Below are 23,470 nucleotides of genomic sequence, written 5' to 3'. Positions count from 1 at the left end.
ACTTCCTGAGTATTAATTAAAAAACAGTAACCTGGCCAGTGGCTGGGTTGTAAGTGAAACCGTCAAACGCGGTGCCATCTGGCGCGCCATTTGCGGGTACCGTGTTATTAGGCAAGCCCATAGACTCAACTAGGTAATAAACACATTGGGTATTAGTCCCCGAATCATCTTCGCGAACCGCATATCTGAAATCAGCGACTACAGCGTCGTTAGTTGACGTAGTATTGGTCGGCGCTGATTGCAAAATAAGGTCGAACACATTTTTGCACTCAGTTTCGTTAACCGTTGTGATCAGCGTATTGCCTGTTGCGCTACCTGTCGGATAGCCAATGGTACCGTCAACACCAACTGGTGTTTGGTCATAGGTCACAACCGTACCGTTACCGTTGCCGTTATTTCCGCTAGGGCGACCTTCCACTTCCCACTGCGCTCTAACAAGTCCAACCGCCGCTGCGAATCCACCTGCTACACCTTCAACGCTGGCTTCTCGTGCTTCGTCAGTAACATCAATGAAGCGCGGTAGTGCGGTTGCCGCAAGTAAACCTAAAATAATGACAACAATAATCAACTCGATAAGAGTAAAGCCTTGCTGTTTCGTGTTCATAACATCTCCTAGATTACAAAATAAGCGACTCGCTCCGGCGCTTAGTTAGCTTCTTCTTTCCATTACAACACCGCTACCCGCGTTGTACTCAAACCAAACTCTGTTATGTATGAAAAATGCACATTGCAAATAGCCATTTACATATTCATCGCGTACCACTATCTCCGATGACATGGACATTTCTCTTAACGTCGCTAGCGTGTATAAATATTCACAGGCTTTACCTTGGCCTTTAGCAAGACCTTCAGGCCACCCTTTGACATTAACAAAAAGCTCCGCAGCCACGTCTTTTTTCTGTTGGATATTTCCACTAGCGTCAAGCGACGTTTCATATATCAAAACCGAGTGCTGCTTCGTTTTTATCCACTGTGCCCTTGCCAACATCACTACGCGCTGAAATTGAGCTACGGCGTTCTCTTTATTAACGTCTTCAGCTTCTTTAACTATCGATGTCGCATGGTAGATATAGGATGATAAAACGATAGCTAACACCGTTCCTATCACAACAAAATTAAGCAACCCCGTCTTCGAACCAGCCACTTAATTACCCACTCTACGCGCGACCACTTAACCGCCTTTTACCGCAGACATCATGTTCCACATTGGTGTAAATATACCCAACGCCAGTATCAACACCATTATTGCAACAAACCCTATCAGTATAGGCTCTATCTTGGCTGTTAAGCTCTTAAGGTCGAAGTCAACTTCTCGCTCATAGTAGCCTGCGCTTTCCTCTAAAAGTGTTTCTAAACGACCGGTTTCCTCACCCACCGCTACCATTTGCAAGACAATGGTCGAAAACAGTTCGCTATTTTTCGACACTCTCAGCAAACTTTCACCTTTTTCAATACCCTGACGCATTTCTTTAATGCGCATCTGCATATAAGCGTTATCCACAGCATCAGCAGTTAAAGACAGCCCCGCCGTCAGTGGTACACCTGCACGCAGTATCATAGAAAAACTACGGCTATATCTTGAAAGTAATGATCGCTCAATAATACTGCCCACAACAGGCAACTTTAGTTTAAATTTGTCCCACTTAAGTCGTCCATTAGTCGAATTAACATATTGTTTAGTTGAGAAAACCCCACCAATAATGATGAGTAAAAGGAGCCACCAATAGTTAACAAAGAAATTTGATGTTCCTATCAGTATGCGAGTCATCAGTGGTAGCTCCGTATCAAAACGCTCGAACATTTGAGTGAAAACAGGCACAACAAATATGTTCAAAATAAACATAGCAATTACTAAAGCAATGACTACAAAGGAGGGATAACGAAGCGCCGATTTTATACGTTTTCGCGTTTCTTGCTCTCGTTCGAAATAAAGCGCTAGCTGTAAAAAAACGTCATCTAATTTACCGGTATTTTCGCCGACCACCACTACCGAAATAGTCAATCGTGTAAAGACCTTCTCATATTTAGACATGGCCACCGACAAACTCCGTCCTTGTTCAAGCTGATCGGCGATATCCTTTAATATTTCTTGGAAGCGTTTGTGAGACGCGTTTTCGCTGAGCCCCTTTATAGCTCGAATAATGGGTATCCCTGCTTTTAACAATGAGTACATTTGGCGAGAAAAAATAATCATCTCGTCTAACCCGACCTTTGCCTCAAACAGCCGCCCCATATTGAAGCCTTCGCCTTGATCGGCAGTCTCTGTTTTCTTTGTCTCTTCAATAGTGACGGGAATGATATTTTTTGACAGCAGTACCTGTGCCGCGGCTTGCGCAGACGCGGCTTCAATAATCCCTTTTAAAGGACTACCTTGTGCTGATTTCCCCGCGTAGCTGAATTGAGCCATTAATGGTTCACCACTTCTGGAACAAACTCAGACACCTTAAAGACCTCATCTAATGAAGTTTTACCTTCTGCGGCATAATCGAGAGCCATATGAGAAAGCGGAATAAAATCCTTATTCGCTTTAGTCGCGTCAACAAAACCCTGCGTATTATCGTCACGCAACGCTTCCATCATGTCTTCATTCATTTCTAGAAACTCAAAGACACCAATACGCCCTTTGTAGCCTGTATGGTTGCAGCTGTTACAACCTCTTCCTTTGTAAAAAGAAGCGTTAGCAAGTTCTGGTTTTAAGAAACGAACCCAAGCCTGCTCTTGAACCGTAGGTGGTCGCTCTGCTTTACAGTTTTCACACACGCGGCGAACTAAGCGTTGAGCGAGAACACCTCGTAAAGACGTAGCCACCAGATAGGGTGCCGCGCCCATGTCGATTAAACGAATTGCACTGGTTACTGAGTCGTTAGTATGAAGGGTACTCAGCACCAAGTGACCGGTGAGCGCCCCACGAAGACCTATTTCAACCGTCTCCTGATCACGCATCTCCCCCACCATGATAATGTCTGGGTCCTGACGTAGGGTTGTACGCAAAATAGCGGCAAAATCTAACCCTATTTTATTATTAACTTGAACCTGGTTAATACGAGGCAAGCGGTATTCAATAGGGTCTTCCGCGGTAATTATTTTTAAGTCTGGCTTATTTAACTCGCTCAACGCACCGTAAAGCGTAGTGGTTTTACCTGACCCCGTCGGCCCCGTTACCAAAATCATTCCGTGAGGACGATTAATAGCTGCCCGAAACTTTTCCGCCATTGCCGCTGGCATACCCGTTTGGTCAAGGGTTAACAGACCTGCCGACTGGTCGAGAAGACGCATTACGACCGCTTCACCGTTGGCCACCGGCATGGTCGATAAACGCACATCAATAGTGTGGCCTTTAACTTTAATGTTAAAACGTCCATCTTGAGGGATGCGTTTTTCAGAGATATCAAGACCCGACATCAGCTTTAGCCTAAGCACTAGAGCAGAGGCAATTTTCACTTGATCCAGTGTATTTTCCTGTAGCACGCCATCAACGCGCTGACGGATACGAAGAATTTTTTCATCTGGTTCTATATGGATATCCGATGCACGTACCTGAACAGCATCTTCAAAGATAGAGTGAAGTAGCTTAACGACCGTTGCGTCAGAGGTGTTTTCATCAAGGGCTGACAATTCAAAGTCGGCTTCATCCGCGTATTCTTCGCCCAATTTCTCAGCAAAAGAGGCTATATCTTGTGTGCGACGATACACGCTATCAAACGCTTCAAGCATCTGACTTTCCTGCACAACAGCAAGCTCAATATTGCGAGGCGCTACAAGCGGACCTAACTGATCTAGGCCACCTAAATCGGTAGGGTCACTCATTCCTATTAGCACTTCGTCGTCATTTGCTTCAAGCACTAAGGCACGATATCGGCGTGCGTAAGTTTCCGGGATAAGTTGCGCTTGCTCCGGATCTATTCGGCGCTGAGTAATGTCTAGAAAAGGAATATTTAATTGCTGCGCAAGAAAACGAAGAAGTTGGTGTTCGCTAATAAAACCCAAGTCAATCAATGTATCCCCTAACTTACGTCCGGACATACGTTGGCTTGCTAGCGCTTCATGAAGCTGCTCACTTGAAATAATAGCTTCGTGAACTAATAAATCGCCAAGGCGCATCTTTAATCGAGGGCGCATCAAGGTTGCTCCTTTAAATCGTTGAGGCGCGAGCTGGCGTATTGCGCTGACGCAGAAGAAAGTCCGCCTATAGCGAGCGCTCTAGAGTAAGAGGATAAAGCCAGGCTGGCATTGTTTAATACATCGTAGTTGACACCTAAAGCCAACCACCATTTAGCATTTTCTGGCTGAAGTGACGTCATTGCACTGAATGCCGATACGGCTTGGGTTGGACTATTTATGGTTTGCGCCGCCGTCCCTTTAAGTATGAGATAGTCCGCCCTTTTTTCAGCCAGGGCTTTAGCGTCGAGGTGGTCAGGCATAAGGCTCAGCACCTCTTCAAAACGATTTTCTTGCACTAAAATTTTGGCCATTAACTCACGCCACGCTAAGTTCTCGGGAGAGAGCATGATGCCTTCAGAAAGAACTCGAAGTGCTTGTTGGTTTCTATTTTGTCCAAAATACAGAGCTGCAAGCTGCTTCCTTGCCTGTTCATTTTTTGGAGAAGTCGTTAACGCGAGATTAAAACTTTTCTGCGCTTCTTCGAACATACCAAAATTATAGGCTTTGAGCCCTGCTTCGAGATGCACAGCACTTTGCTCTTCAGGAGATTTAGGCGCAACATCGACGGTTGGTTGTCTTGATATAATCCCCGATGAGGTTACTGAATCGCTGACTTGTCGATCATATTCGCTATTGCTGACCGCTACTTCTTCTTTGATGGTGGGCGACAAGGTTGTATCAGTTGTCATAGCGTTAGCATCTGATTGCTTAGCCGATGAATCGCCTTGCGCTTGCGCTTTATACTCAGCCTCGTCGTCTTCAATTGTTTCATCAATACGAGTAAAAACAAGGTCGGCAACATCAGAAGGCGTGGCTTGATAAGCTAAATCTTGGTCAGATAAGGGCGTTGAACTCATCCCCTCTCGTTTATTTTCAGATTCTGCCGTCGCACTTTGCTTGTGCTTATCTTCAAGGCGTTCCACCACTTTTTGCGGAACAGCAGCGTTTGTATTTACCAGATTATCGCTTTCATTGTTATTAGAAACAAAATTATCAAAAACAAAACCAGAAAGTAGCCACGCCAGAGTAAAGAAAATTACAATGACAAATACAATGCCGATTTTAAGCAGAGGCGAGCGCTGAGATACGACAACCGTAGGCGGCAACCCAAAGTTTTCAGACTGATTGCGGTTGTCTAAGGACTTAAGCGTGTCGTTTAAGATGCTCATAAACCACCAGCCCCATAAATATGCAACATGCCTAATGCCCCTAATACCGCGAGAGACGCTAAAACGACACTCTGCCTAGGTATGAAACGGCGCTTGCAATCATCAGTATCGAATACCGCATTTAAAGTATGAAACCAATTTGCAGAACTTTTACCCTGACCATAAGCGCGGAGCAAAATTTTGTGGCAAACAATGTTAACCAGTCTAGGTGTGCCTTTGGTTACCACGGCAATAAATGCACGTAACCCTTTTGATATAAGATGCTCGTCTCCACCCGCAGTCTTCAATCTATGAGCTATGTAATAATCCACCTCAGGGGAGGTCATGGTGCGCAACGTGTATGAAAAGCTAATACGCTGGCGGATTTGCCTTACCTTGGGGTTCGCTAAATTTTCATCAAGCTCAGGCTGACCGAACATTACAATCTGTAGAAGCTTACTTTTTTCAGTCTCAAGATTACTGAACAAGCGAAGCATTTCTAGCGCATCCCAGCTTAACGACTGCGCCTCATCAATAATAAGTACCGCCTGACGCCCTTCTTTTTTCAACGCTAAGAGTTGAGTCTCAATTGCGCTATGTAGCCCTTGCAAGTCTGACTTCCCGTTTATTTCTAAACCTAATTCTTTAGCAAACGCAAAGCGCAGCTCATCTGGCGACAAATAGGGATTCGGGAGGTAGCAGGCTACAAATTTATCTGAGAGGTGATTAATCAACTTACGGCATAATAGGGTTTTCCCTGTACCCACCTCTCCTGTCACTTTTATAAACCCTTCTGACATGCTTAATGCAGACAGAATAACTTTCAACGCTTCATTATGCGGTGCTAACGCACAAAAGAACTCCGTATTTGGCGTAAGCGAAAACGGCATGTCAGTGAAGTGATAAAAGTGCTGGTACATAATTACTCTCTATACCACTGGTCAAGGAGCGACTGAGTGCGAAGGCGCTGCTTTTCCCATGTATCCGGCTGCACGACAGAAGGACGTATCAAGATGACTAGTTCGCGTTTACTTTGCGTTTTCGCCTTATTTTTAAACGCGTTGCCGATGAAGGGAATATCGCCTAACAGCGGAGTTTTCGACTCTTGCTCGCTGGTAACGGTTTCCATCAGTCCACCAATAACCACAATTTCCCCGTCTCTGGCGCGAATTACCGTGTCAGACTCTCGAATGTTGCTCTGCGCAAGGGGGAGTAAAATTTGCTGGTCGCCCACTTGAATCACTTTAGTTTGCTCCGCAGTCTCGGTTACTGAGGGATGGACATGAAGTATAACCGAGCCACTTTTATCAATTTGCGGCGTGACGTCTAGCGCAATACCTGAGAAGAATGGCGTAAGCTCAATGTCGTTTTCGTTTTCAGTCTGTGTGGCGCTTTGATCTTCGCTGGTTGACACATCAGTGACGAAGTATTCATCTTGCCCAACTTTTATGACAGCCTTTTGATTATTAGTTACTGTAACTCTTGGGTTGCTCAGCATCTGTACATCACCCTGAGTTTGCAACATGTTAATCACACCATCAAAATCGCCTCGAGATATACGAAGTGTAGACACACCACCAATATCCGTAGAAATAGTGTTACCAATTGCGTTAACTGCATTGATAGCTGGGTTTATTCCTGCAGCCGTATTCGCGGCGAAGTTAGAAGCCAGCGCGCCTCCGCTAAAACCAAAATTAACACTTCCGGTAAGCCCGCTCGCAATGCGATCCCAACGCACACCCTGTTGATAACCATCATTCAACGTAACTTCAATAATACGCGCTTCTAACACGACTTGGCGCTGTAAGCTTTCTTGGCTTTGATTCAGAAAATCTCTTACCACTGCAATTTCGCTGGGCAATGCGCGAACGGTAACCAAGCCAGCTTGGGGGGAAACAACCACTTGACGCCCTTCTGTTGGTGACACCAAAACTTTCAACGCTTCTTTCAAATCGCTCCAAAAATCGTTCTCGCTGGTTGTTTGAATGTTAGAGCCGTTAAGCTGCTGAATATTGTTGCCGCCCTGGCCTCCAAAACCACCTTGTCCACCAAAGCCGCCCTGGCCACCCAATGCGTTGCCGCTAATGTTGTTATTACCGTTTATACCGCCGTTGTTACCACCGTTGTTTTGGTCCTGCTCACTCACTCCGCCAGCAATAACGCTCACATTTGATACGCCAAACCGTTTGATCATCAGAAAGTTAACGGGGATAGACTCGGTTTTTAATTGAGACGGCATGACCTGAATGACCTTGCCTTCCAAAAATACATCCAATGGATACATTCTAGAAATGATGGTTAATACATCGTCAAGTGCTACGTCTTTGAGCGTTAAGCTAATTTGGCCAGATACTGCGGGATGAACGGCTACGCTGTAAGGCGTATCCTCAACCAATGCATCAAAGAAGGGACGCACGTCAACGTTGTTTGCCGATACCGCAAAGGTTTTTTGAGACACGGGCGCAGGAAGTGATTGATAACGGGCGACCTCAGACAGCAGCTCTTGGTTTAATTGGGGTGGTGGCGCTGGCACGCTAGACGTATTATTCTGCGAACGGCTTAGTTCGTCGCGAATGTGAGGTTTTACTTCCTCTCCAACACCGTACGTTTGACAACCAGCAAGTACACATACTGCTGCCACGAACAGTGCATTTAAAGTAAGATTATTTTTTAATTTCATATTCATACATTCTTAGTGTTTTTTGCTGACGCCCGTCGGTAATAACTACGTCTTTAGAGTTAATTCTGGAAATGGTGTACTCACCAATCGTATCCCCTTCGCGATAAGACTTTCCCGATATGATTGCGCTGAAACTATCACTACGTGAAAAAATGGATTGAAGCGTGAACTCACCGTCAGCGGCACTGGTTTCACTAGGCATGCTGGAAACCCCTATTGCAGGCTTTGTCGGGTCGAGGGCGGCCAAAGCAGGGGAAAGCACCACAATAATTGGTACTGCACTTATCAATATTATTGTAGAAAGCTTCACATTCTCTCCTTATAGCGAGATGAAAGTTGCGTTACTACTCACCGTTGCCAACCCAAGAGCTAATGTGGCAGTAGGATATTCACCTACACGGTACGTAAATTCTGTTACTACTACCTTTTCTGGCGCTACTTGTAAGCGCGCTAAGTAATGACGTAAATCGAAGTAGCTGCCCTCAATAACTAAGCGCATGTTATGACGATAAAACGGCGTACTTTGTGTGTCTCCTTCGCCAAACCGAATGGTTTGTGTTGGCTCTACACTAAAGTTAAGCAGGCGTATATCGTTCTCTTCGTTCAACAGTGTCATCAGCAAGTCGGGCATTTTATCTGCGGCGACGAACCCTTCGTCAAATGCAAGTAACGCCTCATCTGTTGCAAGCAATGCTTTTCGTGCATCATCCAATGATTGCTGCATCCGTTGGGTGTAATCGATAGAGAGAGCCTGTTGAATCGCGTCTCTTTGGATGATTAGGGCCTTTTGCTCACTTTCCTTTCTTGAAAGTGACTTATCTGCCGCTGACAGTCTGTCTAGGGCCGGCGAAATGCCAAACCAAAAGAAAAGGTAAACAATAAGCCCAGCGCTTACCCATAAAATGAGCTGCTTTTCTCTATCTTGTAGCGCTGAGAACTTTTCAGAGAGTTGTTGATATTGACTCATCAGCCTCTCCCACGAAATCAGTAGATATAGAAAATTCTTTTACGTTTTCGTTTCCGTCAACTTCATCAAATTTGACCGACGAAAATGTTTTTCCTTCAAAGAACGGCGACTGCTGTAGCGCTTTCAGCCATTGCGGTATGACAGACGGAGTCACAGTCTGACCGGCCAATCGGATTCGTTGCGTATTAATTTCGATGTCCGTTAGCCAAAGATTAGGATTGTGGTAGTTAGCCAAATCATCCATCACTTCACCATATCGAGTAGCGTCAAATGAAAGCTCCCCACTCTCAAGGTAAGCTAGCAATTGCTTCCTGCTATCAATTTTTGAATTTACACGGTCTAACTCTTTCTGCAGATTTTTGGTATCTAGCTTGGTTTCAAGCGCTGTATTCAACGTTTTAATTTCACTCTCAATCACCTTAACTGAAGCCGTTTTCTGTGCTAACTCTTCTTGCTTACTGTTTAAGACAAGGTTAAGCAAAATTACCGCACTAACCATAATAGTTAGCACTCCGCCCGTTATAAAAAGGACGTTAGAAAGTGGAAGGCGCTCTTTCTCAGGTATTAATGACCAATGGTAGAGGTTAATCGTTTTTTTCATTGGCCCTCTCTCGCGGCTACAAGCGCACTGGCCAGAGCAAAATGACAGGTTGGCTCTACCACATCAGCTAATTGAAGCTGTGGCGTAAATACATTCATTGCTGCTGGTTGAAATGGCTTTAAACGCTCTATAACTGGTACACAGTCGAACTGAGTATTAAATAGAATTTCTTTAAGGGGAGGTTGCTTTAACTGCGATTCATAAAAATCCATTGAACGCTGAATTTCCAATCCTAAGGCATCGCTTAACTGAGACATGCCCGCCTCGTCATTCACCTTATTTACAAAGCCTCTAAGACGACGAGCTAGCCAAATTGCTCGCGAGCGAACTATCATCAAAAAGGGCTCACTGTTGGGTTCTTGAACAATGAGTAGCCGCGCATAATCATCATCGGGCACCATTTCGGTAATCAATATTTCTTTTGTATGAATATGGGTTAGCGCCTGCTTTTTCTTTCTTGCTATTGTTCTAACTACTGAAGATAAGGAAGATTTCTCGGCGGCAAATACGTTTATTTTCTTACCGCCCACACGTGTTTGTACGGGATAGTCAACATAGTCCAATACCATATTGTTAGCGTCATAGGGGACTAACTCACCGAGCGTCCAGGGTAAAGCAGCCGCTATATCCTCTTCCGGCACATCAGGCTTTTCTACTTGAACCATCTGATACATATCTTGAGAGAGCACGACAGACAGCCGGAATGATTCTTTTTCAAATGCGCTCAAAGCACTGCTGATTTGTTTATCAAGAGGACCTTGAGGGTCAAAAGGAAAAGATGTAACTGAACCGAGCACAACGCTAGTATCACCACAATCAACGGCAACAAGATGCAACTCAGCGGCACCTATAGATATTCCTATTGTGAGCGTTGTTTTTTTCGTTTGCGAAGTAAACGGTTTAGAAAACATAGATCCACTTAGTTCGTTAATGTCGGGGATTACCGTATGATTAACAATATCCCAATGCGTTATTGAGTAATATAACGCTTAACAAAAAGTAGACTAATTATCTAAATAGAACAAACACCTACATAAGTATAACCTAATGAGCAAAAAAGTTATCTGAAGTAGTATTTAGTTTGTAAGGCTGGTCACTGAACCGTCATCAGGAAAGTAATCGAAATAACTTCCGCTACTTAGACTAAAGCGACACCAATAGTTATCGTCGCCATCATCTAACTCTGCGTAATATCGAGCGTTAACTTTAAAGCCGTCCACACGCAAAGGCGCGGCCACTAAAGCTTTCCATATATTCTCACATCCTGTATCTGATAATTCATAGCTAGGCCAACCATTGTGACTCATGCGGACGGGCGTTCGGTTAATCTCACTGCCTGATTCATCATAGTGAATAAGCATAATCATGTTTGTCGGCTGCCGAACTCGCCATTGCCAGTGAGAAGCAACAATATGACGCTTGAATTTGTCTAATTGAGCAGCAAAAGCCTTGGTTGTTGTATCTTCTTCTCCCGTGTGAAGAAAGCTCATAGTAAGCCCTAATGTTATGGCAAAAAGAACAGCAATAAGTGCTTTTGTGATGGTAGCCATAGAAGAAGTTTCTTTATTCTTTTTTTTCATCAGCCTTCTCTCAATCAATACTGAGCAGTAGCGTATCTTATTTTGTAACTTACCCTATTATCGGCAGTTTTAGAAAATGTTGAAGGAAGGCTCAACAAATCGCGGAAACGTTATGATAGACACTTGCCACGTTTAAACATTGTTAGCCGCTTCAACATCGTATTTTCTAAGTGCAGTGACACCCCAAAAATCACCATCTTTTTGCGTGAGTTCCCATCCATTTTTCATTAACGCTTTTCGCGTAAAGTAGTTCGTCATACCATGCCCGAAAAGCACAATGCGTTGATGGCTATTGCTCAAACTTTCGATGTGTAGAGAGAGTTCCTCAACTCTCTGTCGCGCACATTTGAAGCTTTCAAAGCGACCTTTAAAACCCATAATCCACAGCGTACGGCTTAATAGTACCCAGTGCCAAGTGCGTAATACAAAGGGAAGCTTGTAATAAGGAATATCCATTTCCTTAAGATTGAAAATCTCTTCATCAACGCGATTCACGCCGTAGTAGGCGGCTGACAGTTTAGCTCTCAGCAGAGGGCTAACAATAATGTAGCTATTTTCGATGGATACTTGCTGCTTGGGATGACTAGATGGATCTAAAGGAGATTTATTGTAATTGCGCACCCAGTTAGCGTAACTAGCCGAACTGACTTTTTCGTTGTGGGCGGAAAGAGGCTTCCCGTGTCGAATGAGTATTACTTCTTTTATTGAAGTCAACGCTATAACGTCCCTGTTATTAATAAATGTCGAATTAGTGTAAGTGAGCATTAAAAATAAACGCGTCTTACGTTTAAAAATACCCTGCGTTACATAACAAAAAAAGCCCTCGAAAGGGCTTTATAAAAGCCTTTATTTTTAAACCGTTATGCGCTTGCAACTTCAGCATTTACAACATCAGAAGTGCCATTAATGTTACTTGTTATATATTGCGCTAACGCCGTTTGCTGAGATTTATCTAGACGCAATCCGTGCTTCGTTCTACGCCATATTACGTCTTCTAGCGTGCAAGCCCACTCCCAATCGATAAGGTAGTCGACCTCAGCACGATACAATCCCGCGCCAAAATCCTCACCCATCTCTTCTAACGATGTGAGACCTGTTAAAAATTTATAGCACAATAGGCCATATTGGCGTGCGTATCGCTCTGCTATTGATTTATCTAACCAAGGGAACTCACTCGTTAGCTTTTTAACCAATGATGCTTGGTCTGTAAAAGCGCCGCCAGGTAGAGGTACTTCTTTCGTCCATGCCTTTTTTGCTTTCGGAAAACACGTAACTAACTTGTCAACGGCGTGTTCGGCCAGTTTTCTATATGTTGTTATCTTGCCGCCAAAGATATTAAGTAAAACAGGTTTTCCAGTTTCGCCTTTTAACTCGACCTTGTAATCGCGGGTAAGCTCTTGTGCAGACGCATTTTTTTCTTCCAACAGAGGACGAACGCCGCTGTACGAGTGCACAATATCATCTTGCGTTATTTTGGTTTTGAAATAGGTATTTACAACGTCAATAAGGTAGTCGGTTTCTTCTTCTGAAATAGCGGCTTCAGATGGATTGCCTTTATAATCTTCATCTGTGGTACCCACCAAAGAGAAGTCTCCTTCGTACGGGATAACAAAGACAATGCGACCGTCTTTATTCTGAAGAATATACGCTTCTTCCGTATCGTAAAGCTTCGGTACGATAAAATGACTGCCCTTAACCATTCGCATTGCATTAGGGTTATTAACATTTACTAAGCGATCTAAAAATGACACCGCCCATGGGCCTGCCGCATTAACAATTGACTTAGCCTTAACTGTAAACGTTTTCCCTTGGACCGTTTTAAGTTCTACATTCCACAGGTTATCTTGTTTCTCGGCTTTAACGCATTCTGTTCGAGTATAGATTTCTGCACCTTGGTCTTGAGCAGCCAACGCGTTCAACACCACAAGGCGCGCATCGTCAACCCAGCCATCTGAATACTCAAAGCATGTAGTAATATTGCTAACTAGAGGACTTTCACTCGTAGTAGAAAGCTTACGCGAACGAGGCAGCATGTTGCGTTTTGCCAGTGAGTCATACATGAATAAGCCAATGCGAATCATCCAAGCGGGGCGTAAATGCTTTTGATGCGGTAATCGAAAACGCAGGGGCCACATAATATGCGGGGCTTTTTTCAATAAGACCTCACGCTCAGCGAGTGCCTCCTTTACTAAACGAAACTCGTAATGTTCTAGATATCGCAGGCCACCGTGGATTAGCTTACTACTAGATGACGATGTTGCGCCGCCTAAGTCGCCTTTTTCACACAATGCAACTGAAAGACCGCGTCCCGCGGCGTCAAGCGCCACACCCACGCCATTCACACCGCCGCCAACGACCAAAACGTCGACTGTTTTTTCAGATTCATTGTTGTGACTCATAATTTGCCCCTAGTGGTGTTCACGTTTTCATTCGCTAAATTACTGGCTATTTGACAACCAAAAAGAAAACATGTCAACACAAAACGAACATTATCGAACATTAAAGAAAGTTAAATGAACACCACTCTGCAGATTTTGATTAGGCCAATAAGATAGATTGGGATGACAAACAGCCCCATATCCCGGTAAAGGCCGCTTATACACACTTAAGGGGAAAATTGAAAAGTAGAGTAATTTCGTGCTCTTATAGGATGTGTCTAGACAAGCGCAGCCAGCTACAAGTAAAGATAGAATAGCATTATGGACAATGCCATGATCATAATTGCATAACGGCATAACCGAAGCACAAGCTAATGATCACGCTTTCACAAAAGTGATATTATTTTCTTTTATAATTTTACTTATGCTAGGTGGCGGCGTCTTGTCACATACCAAGCAATCGACTTGTGAAATATGGCCCTGTTCAACCATAGCGCGGCGTTCGAATTTACTATAGTCAGCAGCAAGAATAACATGCTGGGTATGTTGCAAAATGGCTTGTGAAACTTTTACTTCTCTGAAGTCAAAATCTAGCAGCGCGCCATCTGAACTAATTCCGCTGATACCGATAATGCCGTAATCCATGCGGAATTGACTAATAAAATCACAGGTTGCTTCGCCAATAATACCGCCGTCCCGATAGCGGACCTCGCCTGCGGCGATAATCACTGAGAAATCTTCTTTAGCCGATAAGATAGTCGCTACGTGAATATTGTTCGTTACAACGTGTAGGTTTTTGTGATTAAGCAGCTTAGTGGCAATAAGTTCTGTGGTAGTGCCTATGTTGATAAATAAAGATGCCCCGTCGGGTATCATTGCCGCAACAGCTTCAGCGATCTTCTCTTTGACTTCACTGTTTTGCGTTTTTCGCTCCTGATAAGGGGTATTTTCCCAACTTCGGTTTAACCCAGCACCGCCATGATAGCGGCTCACTACACCAGTTTCAGCAAGCTGATTTAAGTCTCTTCGGATGGTCTGGGGCGTAACCTCACAGGCGCTTACCAAATCATCAATAGACATAAAACCCTGTTGCTTTATAAGCCCAACAATTTTTTCGTGTCTTTGCGTTTGGTTCATCACACTTCCTCAGAAATAAAAACTTATGCAATTATACGTGCTTAAAAGCAAAGTTCCCATGATAAAACGAAAACCAAATGTTCGTTTTCGAAAATATAGCATTGTTAAACATCTGTAAATGATGCAAACTCTATGAAAATTATCTTCAGGAGTGACCAATGGGACAACATATTCTTGCCATTGACCAAGGCACAACAAGCTCTCGCAGTATTATTTTTTCTTCAAAAGGCAGCATTGAAGCTATAGCCCAGCAGGAATTTTCTCAAAAATACCCGAAAGATGGCTGGGTTGAGCACGACCCTGAAGAGATTTGGGAAAGCGTTATATCTACACTCAAAGAAGTTTTTAATAAGTGTTCGCTAGCGCCTTCTGATATCGCTGCTATTGGCATAACGAATCAGCGTGAAACTACGTTAGTCTGGGATAAAAACACGGGAAAGACAGTGTACCCCGCTATTGTTTGGCAAGACAGACGCACCGCACAATATTGCCGAGACTTCAGTGAAGACGAATCTTTCGTTTCTTACATCACGGAAACGACCGGGCTCTTACTCGACCCTTACTTCTCAGCAACTAAGGTAGCTTGGATACTCGACAATGTTGAGGGTGCTCGAGAAAAAGCGGAAAATGGTGACTTACTCTTTGGTACGGTTGATACATTTTTGATTTGGCGCCTTACGGGCGGTGAGTCACATAAAACAGACGCCACTAACGCTTCTCGTACTATGCTATTCGATATAAATAATCAGTGTTGGGACGAGAAATTGCTAAGCAAATTCAATATTCCTTCATCGATGCTACCTGAGGTTATGGACTGCGCCGATGATTTTGGCGTCATCAAAGAAGACATTATCGGCAGAGCCATTCCTATTCAAGGCGTTGCTGGTGACCAGCAAGCCGCTCTTGTAGGGCAAGCTTGTTTTGAAAAAGGCATGGCTAAAAGTACCTACGGTACCGGTTGCTTTATGATTTTAAATACCGGTGACAAGCCCCTTCAGTCGAAAAACCGATTGCTCACCACTGTAGGTTACCGCCTTAATGGCAAAACGACTTATGCGCTAGAGGGCAGTATTTTCATGGCGGGGGCTACTGTACAATGGCTTAGAGATGGCTTAAAGCTTATCGACGATGCAGCAGAAACCGAAGCCCTCGCCCAACGTGCCAGGCAAGACAACGGGGTGTTTCTGGTGCCTGCATTTACAGGTTTAGGTGCACCTTACTGGGACCCAGATGCTCGAGGTGCAATTTTAGGATTAACCCGTGACACCGGCATTAGTGAAATCGTCGCCGCTGGCTTACAGTCAGTTTGCTATCAAACCAAAGATCTTCAAAAGGCCATGGAAAGCGATGGAGCGCGCCCCACTACTATCCGCGTTGACGGCGGTATGTCTCGAAATGACTGGGTTATGGGGTTTCTCTCGGACATTTTAGGCGCTGAGGTAGAACGCCCTGAAATTACGGAGACCACGGCACTAGGCGCCGCTTTTCTCGCAGGGCTACAATCCGGTCTTTTCGGCTCAGTTGACGATCTCACCCAATGTTGGAAGAGTGATAGCGTTTTCTCTCCCAGACTAACAAAGCAAGAACGAGACGCAGCTTATGATGGCTGGAAAGAGGCTGTAGCTCGAATTCGCTGTAGTTAATTTTTCCTTATTTTTCTGATTGTTAATAAAGTGCGGTTATAAGCCGCACTTTTTTTATACAAAAAAATTTTTATAACATTGTAATTACATTGTCATTTTGTGCTAGTATTGAAATTAAGGTAAACGTTTCACCTTTTACCTTTAAATAGAAACATTATATTTTTCATAAAGTTACAAATAATAATCACGAAAATATAACGTTAAATGTGTAAAAGTATTGTTAATAAGCTTGATCCGCACATACTAAGAACGTAATTTAAGTGCAAAGTACGTTAAAACGTAGCCTACTCACGGAGAAAACACAGTGACACATAAAATTAACACATCACAGTTAGGCCCTATTGCGAAGCGCTCACTTTTAGGTGTTGCTATCGCCTCTGCCCTACATACCCCCATCGCATTTTCACAAGACGCAGACACGCAGAATGTAAACGATGCACCCGTTGAAGTTATTGAGGTTCGCGGCATTGTAAGCAGCTTGAAAAGAGCAATGGCTGACAAGAAAGAAAACCTAGCTGTTTCAGACGGTATTGCAGCAGAAGATTTAGGTAAGTTTCCAGATCTTAACGTTGCAGAATCACTTCAGCGTATCACTGGTGTTTCCATAGACCGTAACGGCGGCGAAGGCCAACAAGTAACAGTACGTGGTTTTGGTCCACAGTTTAATACAGTACTTGTAAACGGCCGTCAGCTAGCTACCGACGATGCTGGCCGTGCTTTTAACTTCGACGTACTGGCTGCCGACCAAATTACTGGTGCCAATATATATAAAAGTGGTGTTGCAAACCTTCAATCAGGTGGCATCGGCTCGACTATTAACGTATCGACTGCCCGCCCTTTCGACTACGACGGCTTTCAAGCAGTTGGTAGTATTAAAGGAATGTACGAGACACTTTCAGAAGAAACGTCTCCGCAGGCTTCTTTCTTGGTAAGTAACACATTTGCAGACGATAAGTTTGGTTTATTACTAGCAGTATCGCATCAAGAGCGTCAAGTTCAGATTAACCGTATTCAAACAGCTGGATGGCGTCCTGGCCTTACACTGTCTAATCGAAACGACGGCGTAATCGCATCTAATGTTTACCTTCCTCGTAACTGGGACCAGGTTGTTGATCAACAAGACAGAACGCGTACAAATGCGTCTCTTGTTGCCCAGTTCGCGCCATCTGATGACGTCACTATCACGTTAGACGGTTTTGTATCTAAGTTTGAAATTGATTCACAAGTAACGGATCTTGCGTCTTGGTTTGAGCCAGACCGTGTGGGTTCCGCAACTATTTCTGAATACGGTACTGCAATTCAATTTACGCAAGAAATTGATCTTCACCAAGGTAGCGGTAACCCGGCATCTGACTTCGTATCATCAACCCGTGGAGTTCGTGACGTAACCAACAAAGGCTTTGGCTTAAATGTTGATTGGCAAGTTACAGAGTCACTTTCAGCAGCATTCGACGTTTCAACGTCTGAAGCTGAAAACGACGTTGCGGGCCAAGGTCGATTTAACGTTGTCGGTATTATCAACAACTACGAGTTTGACGGCACAGGGAGCACACCTACTGTTATTCACGATGGTTTTGGCAACGGTCAACTACCCGATATTTCGCTAAACCGTCTTCACTATAATGACCTAGGTAACGTTGTTGCATCGGAAGACGAAGTAACAGAATACAAAGCAGATTTCACCTATCTAGCTGATTCTGACGTGTTCCGTAAAGTAGATTTCGGTATCTTGCGCTCAGAGCGTGAAAAATTTGTATTCCAAGAGTTTGCGTCACAATGTGCATTCTGTGGTTACGGCACACCAGCGCCTATTGACGAATTGAATATCCGCCCGTTTACCGCGAACAATTTCTTCAGCGGTCTGATTGACACTTGGTATACATACGACGGTGATGCGTACCTAGACTATCTTGCCTCTCAAGGTGCGCCGGTAACGCCAACGTTGCAGAACAATTACTATAACATTGAAGAAGAAGTAACTGCACTTTATGCACAGTTCGAATTTGGTTATGACATCGGTGACATGCCGCTAACCATGAACTTCGGTGCACGTTACGAAGAAACAAATGTAGCTGTTTCAGCGGTACAAGCGTTTGTTTCTGACATTGTTCCAACCACTGACTTAACACTTTTCTCAAACGTATTTGCTCCAGCAGAGAACATTACTGGAACAACGTCTTATTCTAACCTTCTGCCTAGCCTTAACGTTAAGTTAGAAGTGCAAGAAGACATGATTGTTCGCTTCTCTCGCTATGATTCTTTGACACGCCCTACTATGTCTCAGATGTCACCGGCAACGACCTTTGGTGAACCTCGCCGTCAGAATCTTCAGGCGAGCGGTGGTAACCCTAACCTTAAGCCATTTAGCGCTGAAAACTGGGACCTATCTTTTGAATGGTACTACAGCGACGACTCTGTTTTCTCGTTTGCAGTATTTAGTAAAGAAGTAGAAGACTTCATTGTTACTCTTTCAGGCGCAGAAACTTATAACATGACTGACCGCCTCCCAGGTGATTTCCGTTGTGCTGCAGCAGACTGTGCACCAGGCGTATCGCTGGATCCACAAGACCCTAATCGAGATGTAGTTGCAGACACTGAAGAGCTAAACGGTGCTAGTGAAGTTTATACGGTTACTCGTCCGCAAAACGGTGAAACTGCTACGGTTAACGGTTACGAAGTTGCTATTACTCACGTGTGGGACAATGGCTTCGGTGTAACAGCCAACGCTACAGTAGTTAACAGTGACGCAGAGGTATCTGGCGATACTAGCCAAACATTTGCACTGGAAGGTCTAGGCGATTCGCAAAACCTTATCGTGTTCTACGAGCGAGATGCTTTCCAAGCACGTGTTGCGTTTAATAATCGTGAGTCATTCCTGTTTTCACTTGATAATGGTTTATCTGGTGAGCCGACCACTACTGAAACCTATGGTCAGTGGGACGTAAGCGCAAGTTACGACATCAACGAAAACCTAACGGTATTTGTTGAAGGCATAAACGTAACTGAAGAAGAGCTTACACAAACAGGCCGCTTCCCAGACCAAATTTACTCAATTGAAGACAATGGTGCTCGCTACTCTGTAGGCATCCGAGGCTCATTCTAAAATTTGTGTGTGTGTTTTGGCAGGGGTAAAACCCTGCCATTTATCCATAAGCCTATTGGCAAATCGAGTACGTTTATGGATAAATGTAGAAAGCAGTCATAATTCCATTTAAGTAGTGTTGTTTCATGAACCATTCATCTGATACATCTAAAAAACAGCGTATTGTTATCGTAGGTGGCGGCACAGCAGGCTGGCTTACCGCTGCTATCGTCGCAGCTAAGCATAAAGTAGCAATGGGTGAATGTGGTTTAGACATTACGCTAGTTGAGTCCAGTGACATCCCTACCGTTGGCGTGGGCGAAGGCACTTGGCCAACAATGCGAAATACGCTTAAAGACATTGGCCTATCTGAAAAAGAAGTATTTAGACGCTGCAGCGCAGCATTTAAGCAAGGCGGCAAGTTTGTAAATTGGGTAAATGGCGATGGTGATTTTTACTACCACCCGTTTACTGTGCCGCTAGGCTACGGCCGTGTTGAGATGGCGCCTTACGTAGGTGACATTGCAAATTTTGCCAATGCTACTAACTTTCAGCAGCACGTGTGTGAACGCAATATGGCACCGCGCACGCTCAGCGAACAAGAATACAGCAGTGCACAATCGAACTACGCTTATCACTTAGATGCTGGCGCTTTTGCCGATATGCTAAGAGATTTCAGCAAGACTGAGTTAGGCGTAAAGCATATTGTCGCCACAGTTGAGAACGTGGCTGCGTCATCAAGTGAGCATGTCGAAAGCGTTACCCTCAACAACGGCATGGTTCTAGACGCCGATTTATTCGTCGACTGTTCTGGTTTTCGCTCACTACTGCTTGGCGAAACACTAGGCGAAAGCGTTGTGTCTGCAAACGATGTGCTATTCAACAACTCTGCCCTTGCCCTTCATGTACCCCACGAGGAAGACTTCGAAATAAAGCCCTATACCCAAGCCACAGCACAAGAAGCAGGCTGGATTTGGGATATTGGCTTGTCTTCAAGAAGAGGTGTAGGTCACGTTTATTCCACTGATTTCACTACCGACGAACGGGCAGAAGAAGTATTGCGTCAATACGTAGGCGACGAGTACGGCGACCTAAAAGCCCGCACAATACGCTTTAATTCTGGCTATAAGAAACGAATTTGGAAAGGCAACTGCATTGCTGTTGGACTCTCTGCGGGTTTTGTAGAACCTTTGGAAGCCACAGCTCTTATGCTTATTGAGATTTCGGCTCGCTATATTGCAGAGCAGATGCCGTTGCCTACATCGGCCATGCCTATCGTTAGTCAACGCTTTAACAAGCAAATGAATTATCGCTGGCAGCGTATCATTGATTTCTTAAAGCTCCATTATATTTTTAATCAACGCAGTGAACCTTATTGGGTTGCCAATCGCGATGCGGCTTCTATCCCAGACTCTTTAAAAGAAGACTTGGAAATATGGAAGTATCGCGGCCCCCAAATTGCTGATTTTTCAGCGGCTATTGAGCTATTCCCCGCCGCTAGCTATCAGTATGTACTTTACGGAATGGGATTTTCTCCAGACTTTTCTTTGCAATCCCATTTTTATAACGAGCGCGATCTAGCAGATAAAGTTATTAAACAAAATCAGCTTATTACGCAGCAAAAACTAAGCAGCTTACCTAACCACCGCGACTATATCGAGCAGTGGTTGGCAAGCTAACGAGAATTATAATATGCCAAAATTTGAAGTTTTATCGGCCGATGCCCACAGCAATATCACTATTGATGAAAGCAAGTTAGCGACGACTTTCTCTAAATTCCATTTAGTTAATATTGAAATTAAAGAGACCGTGCAGGCAGCGAGTGAATTCCCGCTGTTTTTTAGTAAGTCACCCGATGCAAAATATTGGACTATCTCGGCACTCTGTGGGTTAGCGCCGCAGGAAAATGTATTTGAAACCCAAGGCACGTGGCTAGGTCATTATGCGCCCTTAAGCTTGCGTACCCTACCTTTTATAGCCCGTGTGAACAATGACTCACAGCAGCAAGAAATTCTCGTTGATGTTGAATCACCTGCTGTTTCTTCACAAACAGGCGAGACACTGTTCTTAGAATCAAAGCGCCCAACTGCCTATTTAGATAATAAGAAAAAGCTACTTGAAGAGCGTATTGCTGCTATGCAACAAACCGCTGTCATGCTCAACCAACTAAACGAAATGGGGCTGATACACGCCGTCGATTTGATTATTGAATATAAAGATAACACAAATCAGCGAGTTGGAGGCTTAGCTACAGTAAACGAGCAGCGCTTACAAAATCTTAGTGGCGATGAGCTTGCTACCCTCAACCAAAAAGGGCTATTGAATGTGCTTTTCAGTATTCTCGGCTCAATTTTTCAAGTGAACCGCGTTATTCGCCTTCATAACACCAAGTTCCCTGGTCGTGCTGTTAACAACATTAAGTTCGAAACCAGCAAGTCATAACTGCCCCTAGGAGTACAACATGTTTTCCAGCACTATTCAGGTGTCTGTTTTTGTCTTTGTGACTGCTTTAATTGGTTTTCTTACCTATTTAAGTTGCCGCGGACAAAATAGAAATGCACAAAATCAAAACCGCGAATATTTCTTGGCAGGCGGTGGCCTGGCTTGGTATTTCGTTGCCGGTAGTATTACGCTCACTAATTTGAGTACCGACCAGCTTGTTGGTATGAACGGTAACCAAATGGCATTGCTTGCTCTTTGGGAGCTTTCTGCTGTGGTAGGTCTTTTCGTCTTGGCCAAAGTATTCTTACCCGTGTATTACAGGTTCAAGTGCACAACCACCACTGAGCTTCTAGAGCAGCGTTATCACGATAAGCATATTCGCGCTGTTATTAGTGCTTTGTTCTTCGCTGGTAGCGCTCTGATATTCTGCCCTGCGGTAATTTATTCTGGCTCTTTGTTTATGCAGTCTATGTTTAACGTTGAACTGCCGCTGATGTACATTGCAGTTATCTTCGTTATCGTTGGTGCCCTATACGCTATTTTCGGCGGTCTACGTGCGGTAGCGGTGTCTGATACCTACTCAGGCGTGCTGCTTTTATCCATGGCCGTACTAGTGGTTATTCTCGCGCTTCAAGCCATCGACTATAACTTTGACGGTATCCCACAGGAGCGACTCACGCTTATTGGCGATGATGAGTCTCCGATCCCCTGGCATACGTTGCTTACCGGCATGATCTTCATTCAAATGTTTTACTGGGGTACTAACCAAGTCATTACTCAACGCGCAATGGCGGCACCTTCTTTAAAAGAAGCACAAAAGGGTGTGTTTGCCGCAGCCGGTATTCGCCTGCTAATTGTGCCTGCTATTATCGTTATTCCAGGTATTGTTTCATATAAACTGTTTGGCGATATTGGTGATAGTGCTTACGGAAAAATCGTGGCAACGGTATTACCTGATTGGCTATCTGGCGTATTCGCAGCGGCCATGGCAGCTGCGGTGTTAACCACGTTTAACAGTAACCTAAACTCTGCAACAGCCCTTTACGTGTGCGACATTCACGAAAGCTATATCAACAAAACGCCAAACGTACCTAAGCTAAGTGGCTATGTTACGGTTTTATTGTGTGTAGTATCGCTAGCGCTAATCCCTGTATACCAACAAGCTGATAGTATTATAAATCTAGTTCAGAAGCTCTATGGCCTATTGAGCATGCCTATTCTTTCGGTATTTATTGTTGGCTTACTGTTTAGAAACGTCCATGCATTCGCAGCTATTGGCGCAGTGTTGTTCGGCGTTTCAATTTACGCATTAATGAGCTTTGAAGCTTCACCTCTATATGCGCCATTTGGACTTCATTACATACACCTAATGTTCGCAACCCTTATTAGCTGTGTCGCCTTTGCCCTTATTGTGAACCGCGTTGTGTTTAACCAAAAGGCAGAGTTTTCGTTAGAGCTTTATAGAAAAGAAGCTTAACATTTTAGAAACACATAAAAGAAGGATGTCTCTGGGCATCCTTTTTGTTTTTTACAAATTTTATCGTCTATATTTTATACCTGTTGGTCAGACTTCATTTCCCTTGCAATGCAGACTACCATTGAAAGTTAAACGTTTACCCTTTAAGTATAGAATCCGCAAGGTGGACGTGAT

At 44.2% G+C, this 23,470-nt stretch carries 20 protein-coding genes; 5 read left to right on the top strand and 15 right to left on the bottom strand.

Annotation, left to right across the window (positions count from 1 at the left end):
* Positions 1-16: 16 nt before the first annotated feature.
* The 15 genes from C6Y39_RS03585 to C6Y39_RS03515 form a co-directional block, all read right to left on the bottom strand.
* Entirely contained in the window at positions 17-604 is a 588-nt protein-coding gene (locus C6Y39_RS03585) for a prepilin-type N-terminal cleavage/methylation domain-containing protein (protein WP_105929951.1), read from the bottom strand.
* A 45-nt stretch (positions 605-649) separates the two neighbouring features.
* Complete coding sequence (locus C6Y39_RS03580) at positions 650-1,144, bottom strand: hypothetical protein (RefSeq protein ID WP_105929950.1); 495 nt, start codon at positions 1,142-1,144, stop codon at positions 650-652.
* 27 nt (positions 1,145-1,171) lie between these two features.
* Entirely contained in the window at positions 1,172-2,407 is a 1,236-nt protein-coding gene (locus C6Y39_RS03575; protein ID WP_105929949.1) for a type II secretion system F family protein, read from the bottom strand.
* On the bottom strand, positions 2,407-4,119 hold the full coding sequence (locus tag C6Y39_RS03570) for a GspE/PulE family protein (RefSeq protein ID WP_105929948.1): 1,713 nt from the start codon (positions 4,117-4,119) through the stop codon (positions 2,407-2,409). Before C6Y39_RS03570 ends, C6Y39_RS03575 begins: the two co-directional genes overlap by 1 nt.
* Positions 4,119-5,330, bottom strand: coding sequence for a tetratricopeptide repeat protein (locus C6Y39_RS03565; RefSeq protein ID WP_105929947.1), 1,212 nt, complete (start codon positions 5,328-5,330; stop codon positions 4,119-4,121). Before C6Y39_RS03565 ends, C6Y39_RS03570 begins: the two co-directional genes overlap by 1 nt.
* Positions 5,327-6,229, bottom strand: coding sequence for an ExeA family protein (locus C6Y39_RS03560; protein WP_105929946.1), 903 nt, complete (start codon positions 6,227-6,229; stop codon positions 5,327-5,329). Before C6Y39_RS03560 ends, C6Y39_RS03565 begins: the two co-directional genes overlap by 4 nt.
* Positions 6,230-6,231: 2 nt before the next feature.
* Entirely contained in the window at positions 6,232-7,989 is a 1,758-nt protein-coding gene (mshL, locus tag C6Y39_RS03555) for a pilus (MSHA type) biogenesis protein MshL (protein ID WP_105929945.1), read from the bottom strand.
* Positions 7,973-8,299, bottom strand: coding sequence for an agglutinin biogenesis protein MshK (locus C6Y39_RS03550; protein ID WP_240618801.1), 327 nt, complete (start codon positions 8,297-8,299; stop codon positions 7,973-7,975). Before C6Y39_RS03550 ends, mshL begins: the two co-directional genes overlap by 17 nt.
* Before the next feature lie 9 nt (positions 8,300-8,308).
* Positions 8,309-8,956 (bottom strand): type II secretion system protein GspM, encoded by a 648-nt coding sequence (gspM, locus tag C6Y39_RS03545; protein WP_105929944.1) that lies wholly within the window; start codon positions 8,954-8,956, stop codon positions 8,309-8,311.
* Complete coding sequence (locus C6Y39_RS03540; RefSeq protein ID WP_105929943.1) at positions 8,931-9,557, bottom strand: PilN domain-containing protein; 627 nt, start codon at positions 9,555-9,557, stop codon at positions 8,931-8,933. Before C6Y39_RS03540 ends, gspM begins: the two co-directional genes overlap by 26 nt.
* On the bottom strand, positions 9,554-10,468 hold the full coding sequence (locus C6Y39_RS03535) for an agglutinin biogenesis protein MshI (RefSeq protein WP_105929942.1): 915 nt from the start codon (positions 10,466-10,468) through the stop codon (positions 9,554-9,556). The genes C6Y39_RS03540 and C6Y39_RS03535 overlap by 4 nt, the downstream gene beginning before the upstream one ends.
* 165 nt (positions 10,469-10,633) lie before the next feature.
* Positions 10,634-11,137, bottom strand: coding sequence for a hypothetical protein (locus C6Y39_RS03530; protein WP_105929941.1), 504 nt, complete (start codon positions 11,135-11,137; stop codon positions 10,634-10,636).
* Positions 11,138-11,269: 132 nt separating this feature from the next.
* Positions 11,270-11,851: a phosphoglycerate mutase family protein gene (locus tag C6Y39_RS03525; protein WP_240618800.1), complete on the bottom strand. Its 582-nt coding sequence runs from the start codon at positions 11,849-11,851 to the stop codon at positions 11,270-11,272.
* Between the two features lie 146 nt (positions 11,852-11,997).
* Positions 11,998-13,536: a glycerol-3-phosphate dehydrogenase gene (gene glpD, locus C6Y39_RS03520; RefSeq protein ID WP_105929939.1), complete on the bottom strand. Its 1,539-nt coding sequence runs from the start codon at positions 13,534-13,536 to the stop codon at positions 11,998-12,000.
* Positions 13,537-13,893: 357 nt separating this feature from the next.
* The gene (locus C6Y39_RS03515; RefSeq protein WP_105929938.1) at positions 13,894-14,652 is read right to left on the bottom strand and encodes a DeoR/GlpR family transcriptional regulator; all 759 of its coding nucleotides are present in this window, start codon (positions 14,650-14,652) and stop codon (positions 13,894-13,896) included.
* 158 nt (positions 14,653-14,810) lie between these two features.
* Between C6Y39_RS03515 and glpK the strand changes: the two genes are divergently transcribed.
* The 5 genes from glpK (at position 14,811) to C6Y39_RS03490 (ending at position 23,296) form a co-directional block, all read left to right on the top strand.
* On the top strand, positions 14,811-16,295 hold the full coding sequence (gene glpK / locus C6Y39_RS03510) for a glycerol kinase GlpK (RefSeq protein WP_105929937.1): 1,485 nt from the start codon (positions 14,811-14,813) through the stop codon (positions 16,293-16,295).
* 370 nt (positions 16,296-16,665) lie between these two features.
* Positions 16,666-19,398, top strand: coding sequence for a TonB-dependent receptor (locus C6Y39_RS03505; RefSeq protein WP_420808450.1), 2,733 nt, complete (start codon positions 16,666-16,668; stop codon positions 19,396-19,398).
* Positions 19,399-19,523: 125 nt separating this feature from the next.
* Positions 19,524-21,056 carry a tryptophan halogenase family protein gene (locus tag C6Y39_RS03500; RefSeq protein ID WP_105929936.1) on the top strand — a complete coding sequence of 511 codons (1,533 nt, stop codon included), beginning with the start codon at positions 19,524-19,526 and terminating at the stop codon, positions 21,054-21,056.
* A gap of 13 nt (positions 21,057-21,069) precedes the next feature.
* On the top strand, positions 21,070-21,819 hold the full coding sequence (locus C6Y39_RS03495; protein WP_105929935.1) for a SapC family protein: 750 nt from the start codon (positions 21,070-21,072) through the stop codon (positions 21,817-21,819).
* A 19-nt stretch (positions 21,820-21,838) separates the two neighbouring features.
* Complete coding sequence (locus C6Y39_RS03490) at positions 21,839-23,296, top strand: SLC5 family protein (RefSeq protein WP_105929934.1); 1,458 nt, start codon at positions 21,839-21,841, stop codon at positions 23,294-23,296.
* Positions 23,297-23,470 lie beyond the last annotated feature (174 nt).

Origin of the sequence: Alteromonas gracilis (assembly GCF_002993325.1) — a bacterium.
Classification (GTDB): Bacteria; Pseudomonadota; Gammaproteobacteria; order Enterobacterales; family Alteromonadaceae; genus Alteromonas; species Alteromonas gracilis.
Note: the sequence above shows the minus strand (reverse complement) of the source record. Positions and strands in the feature narration are given on the sequence as shown.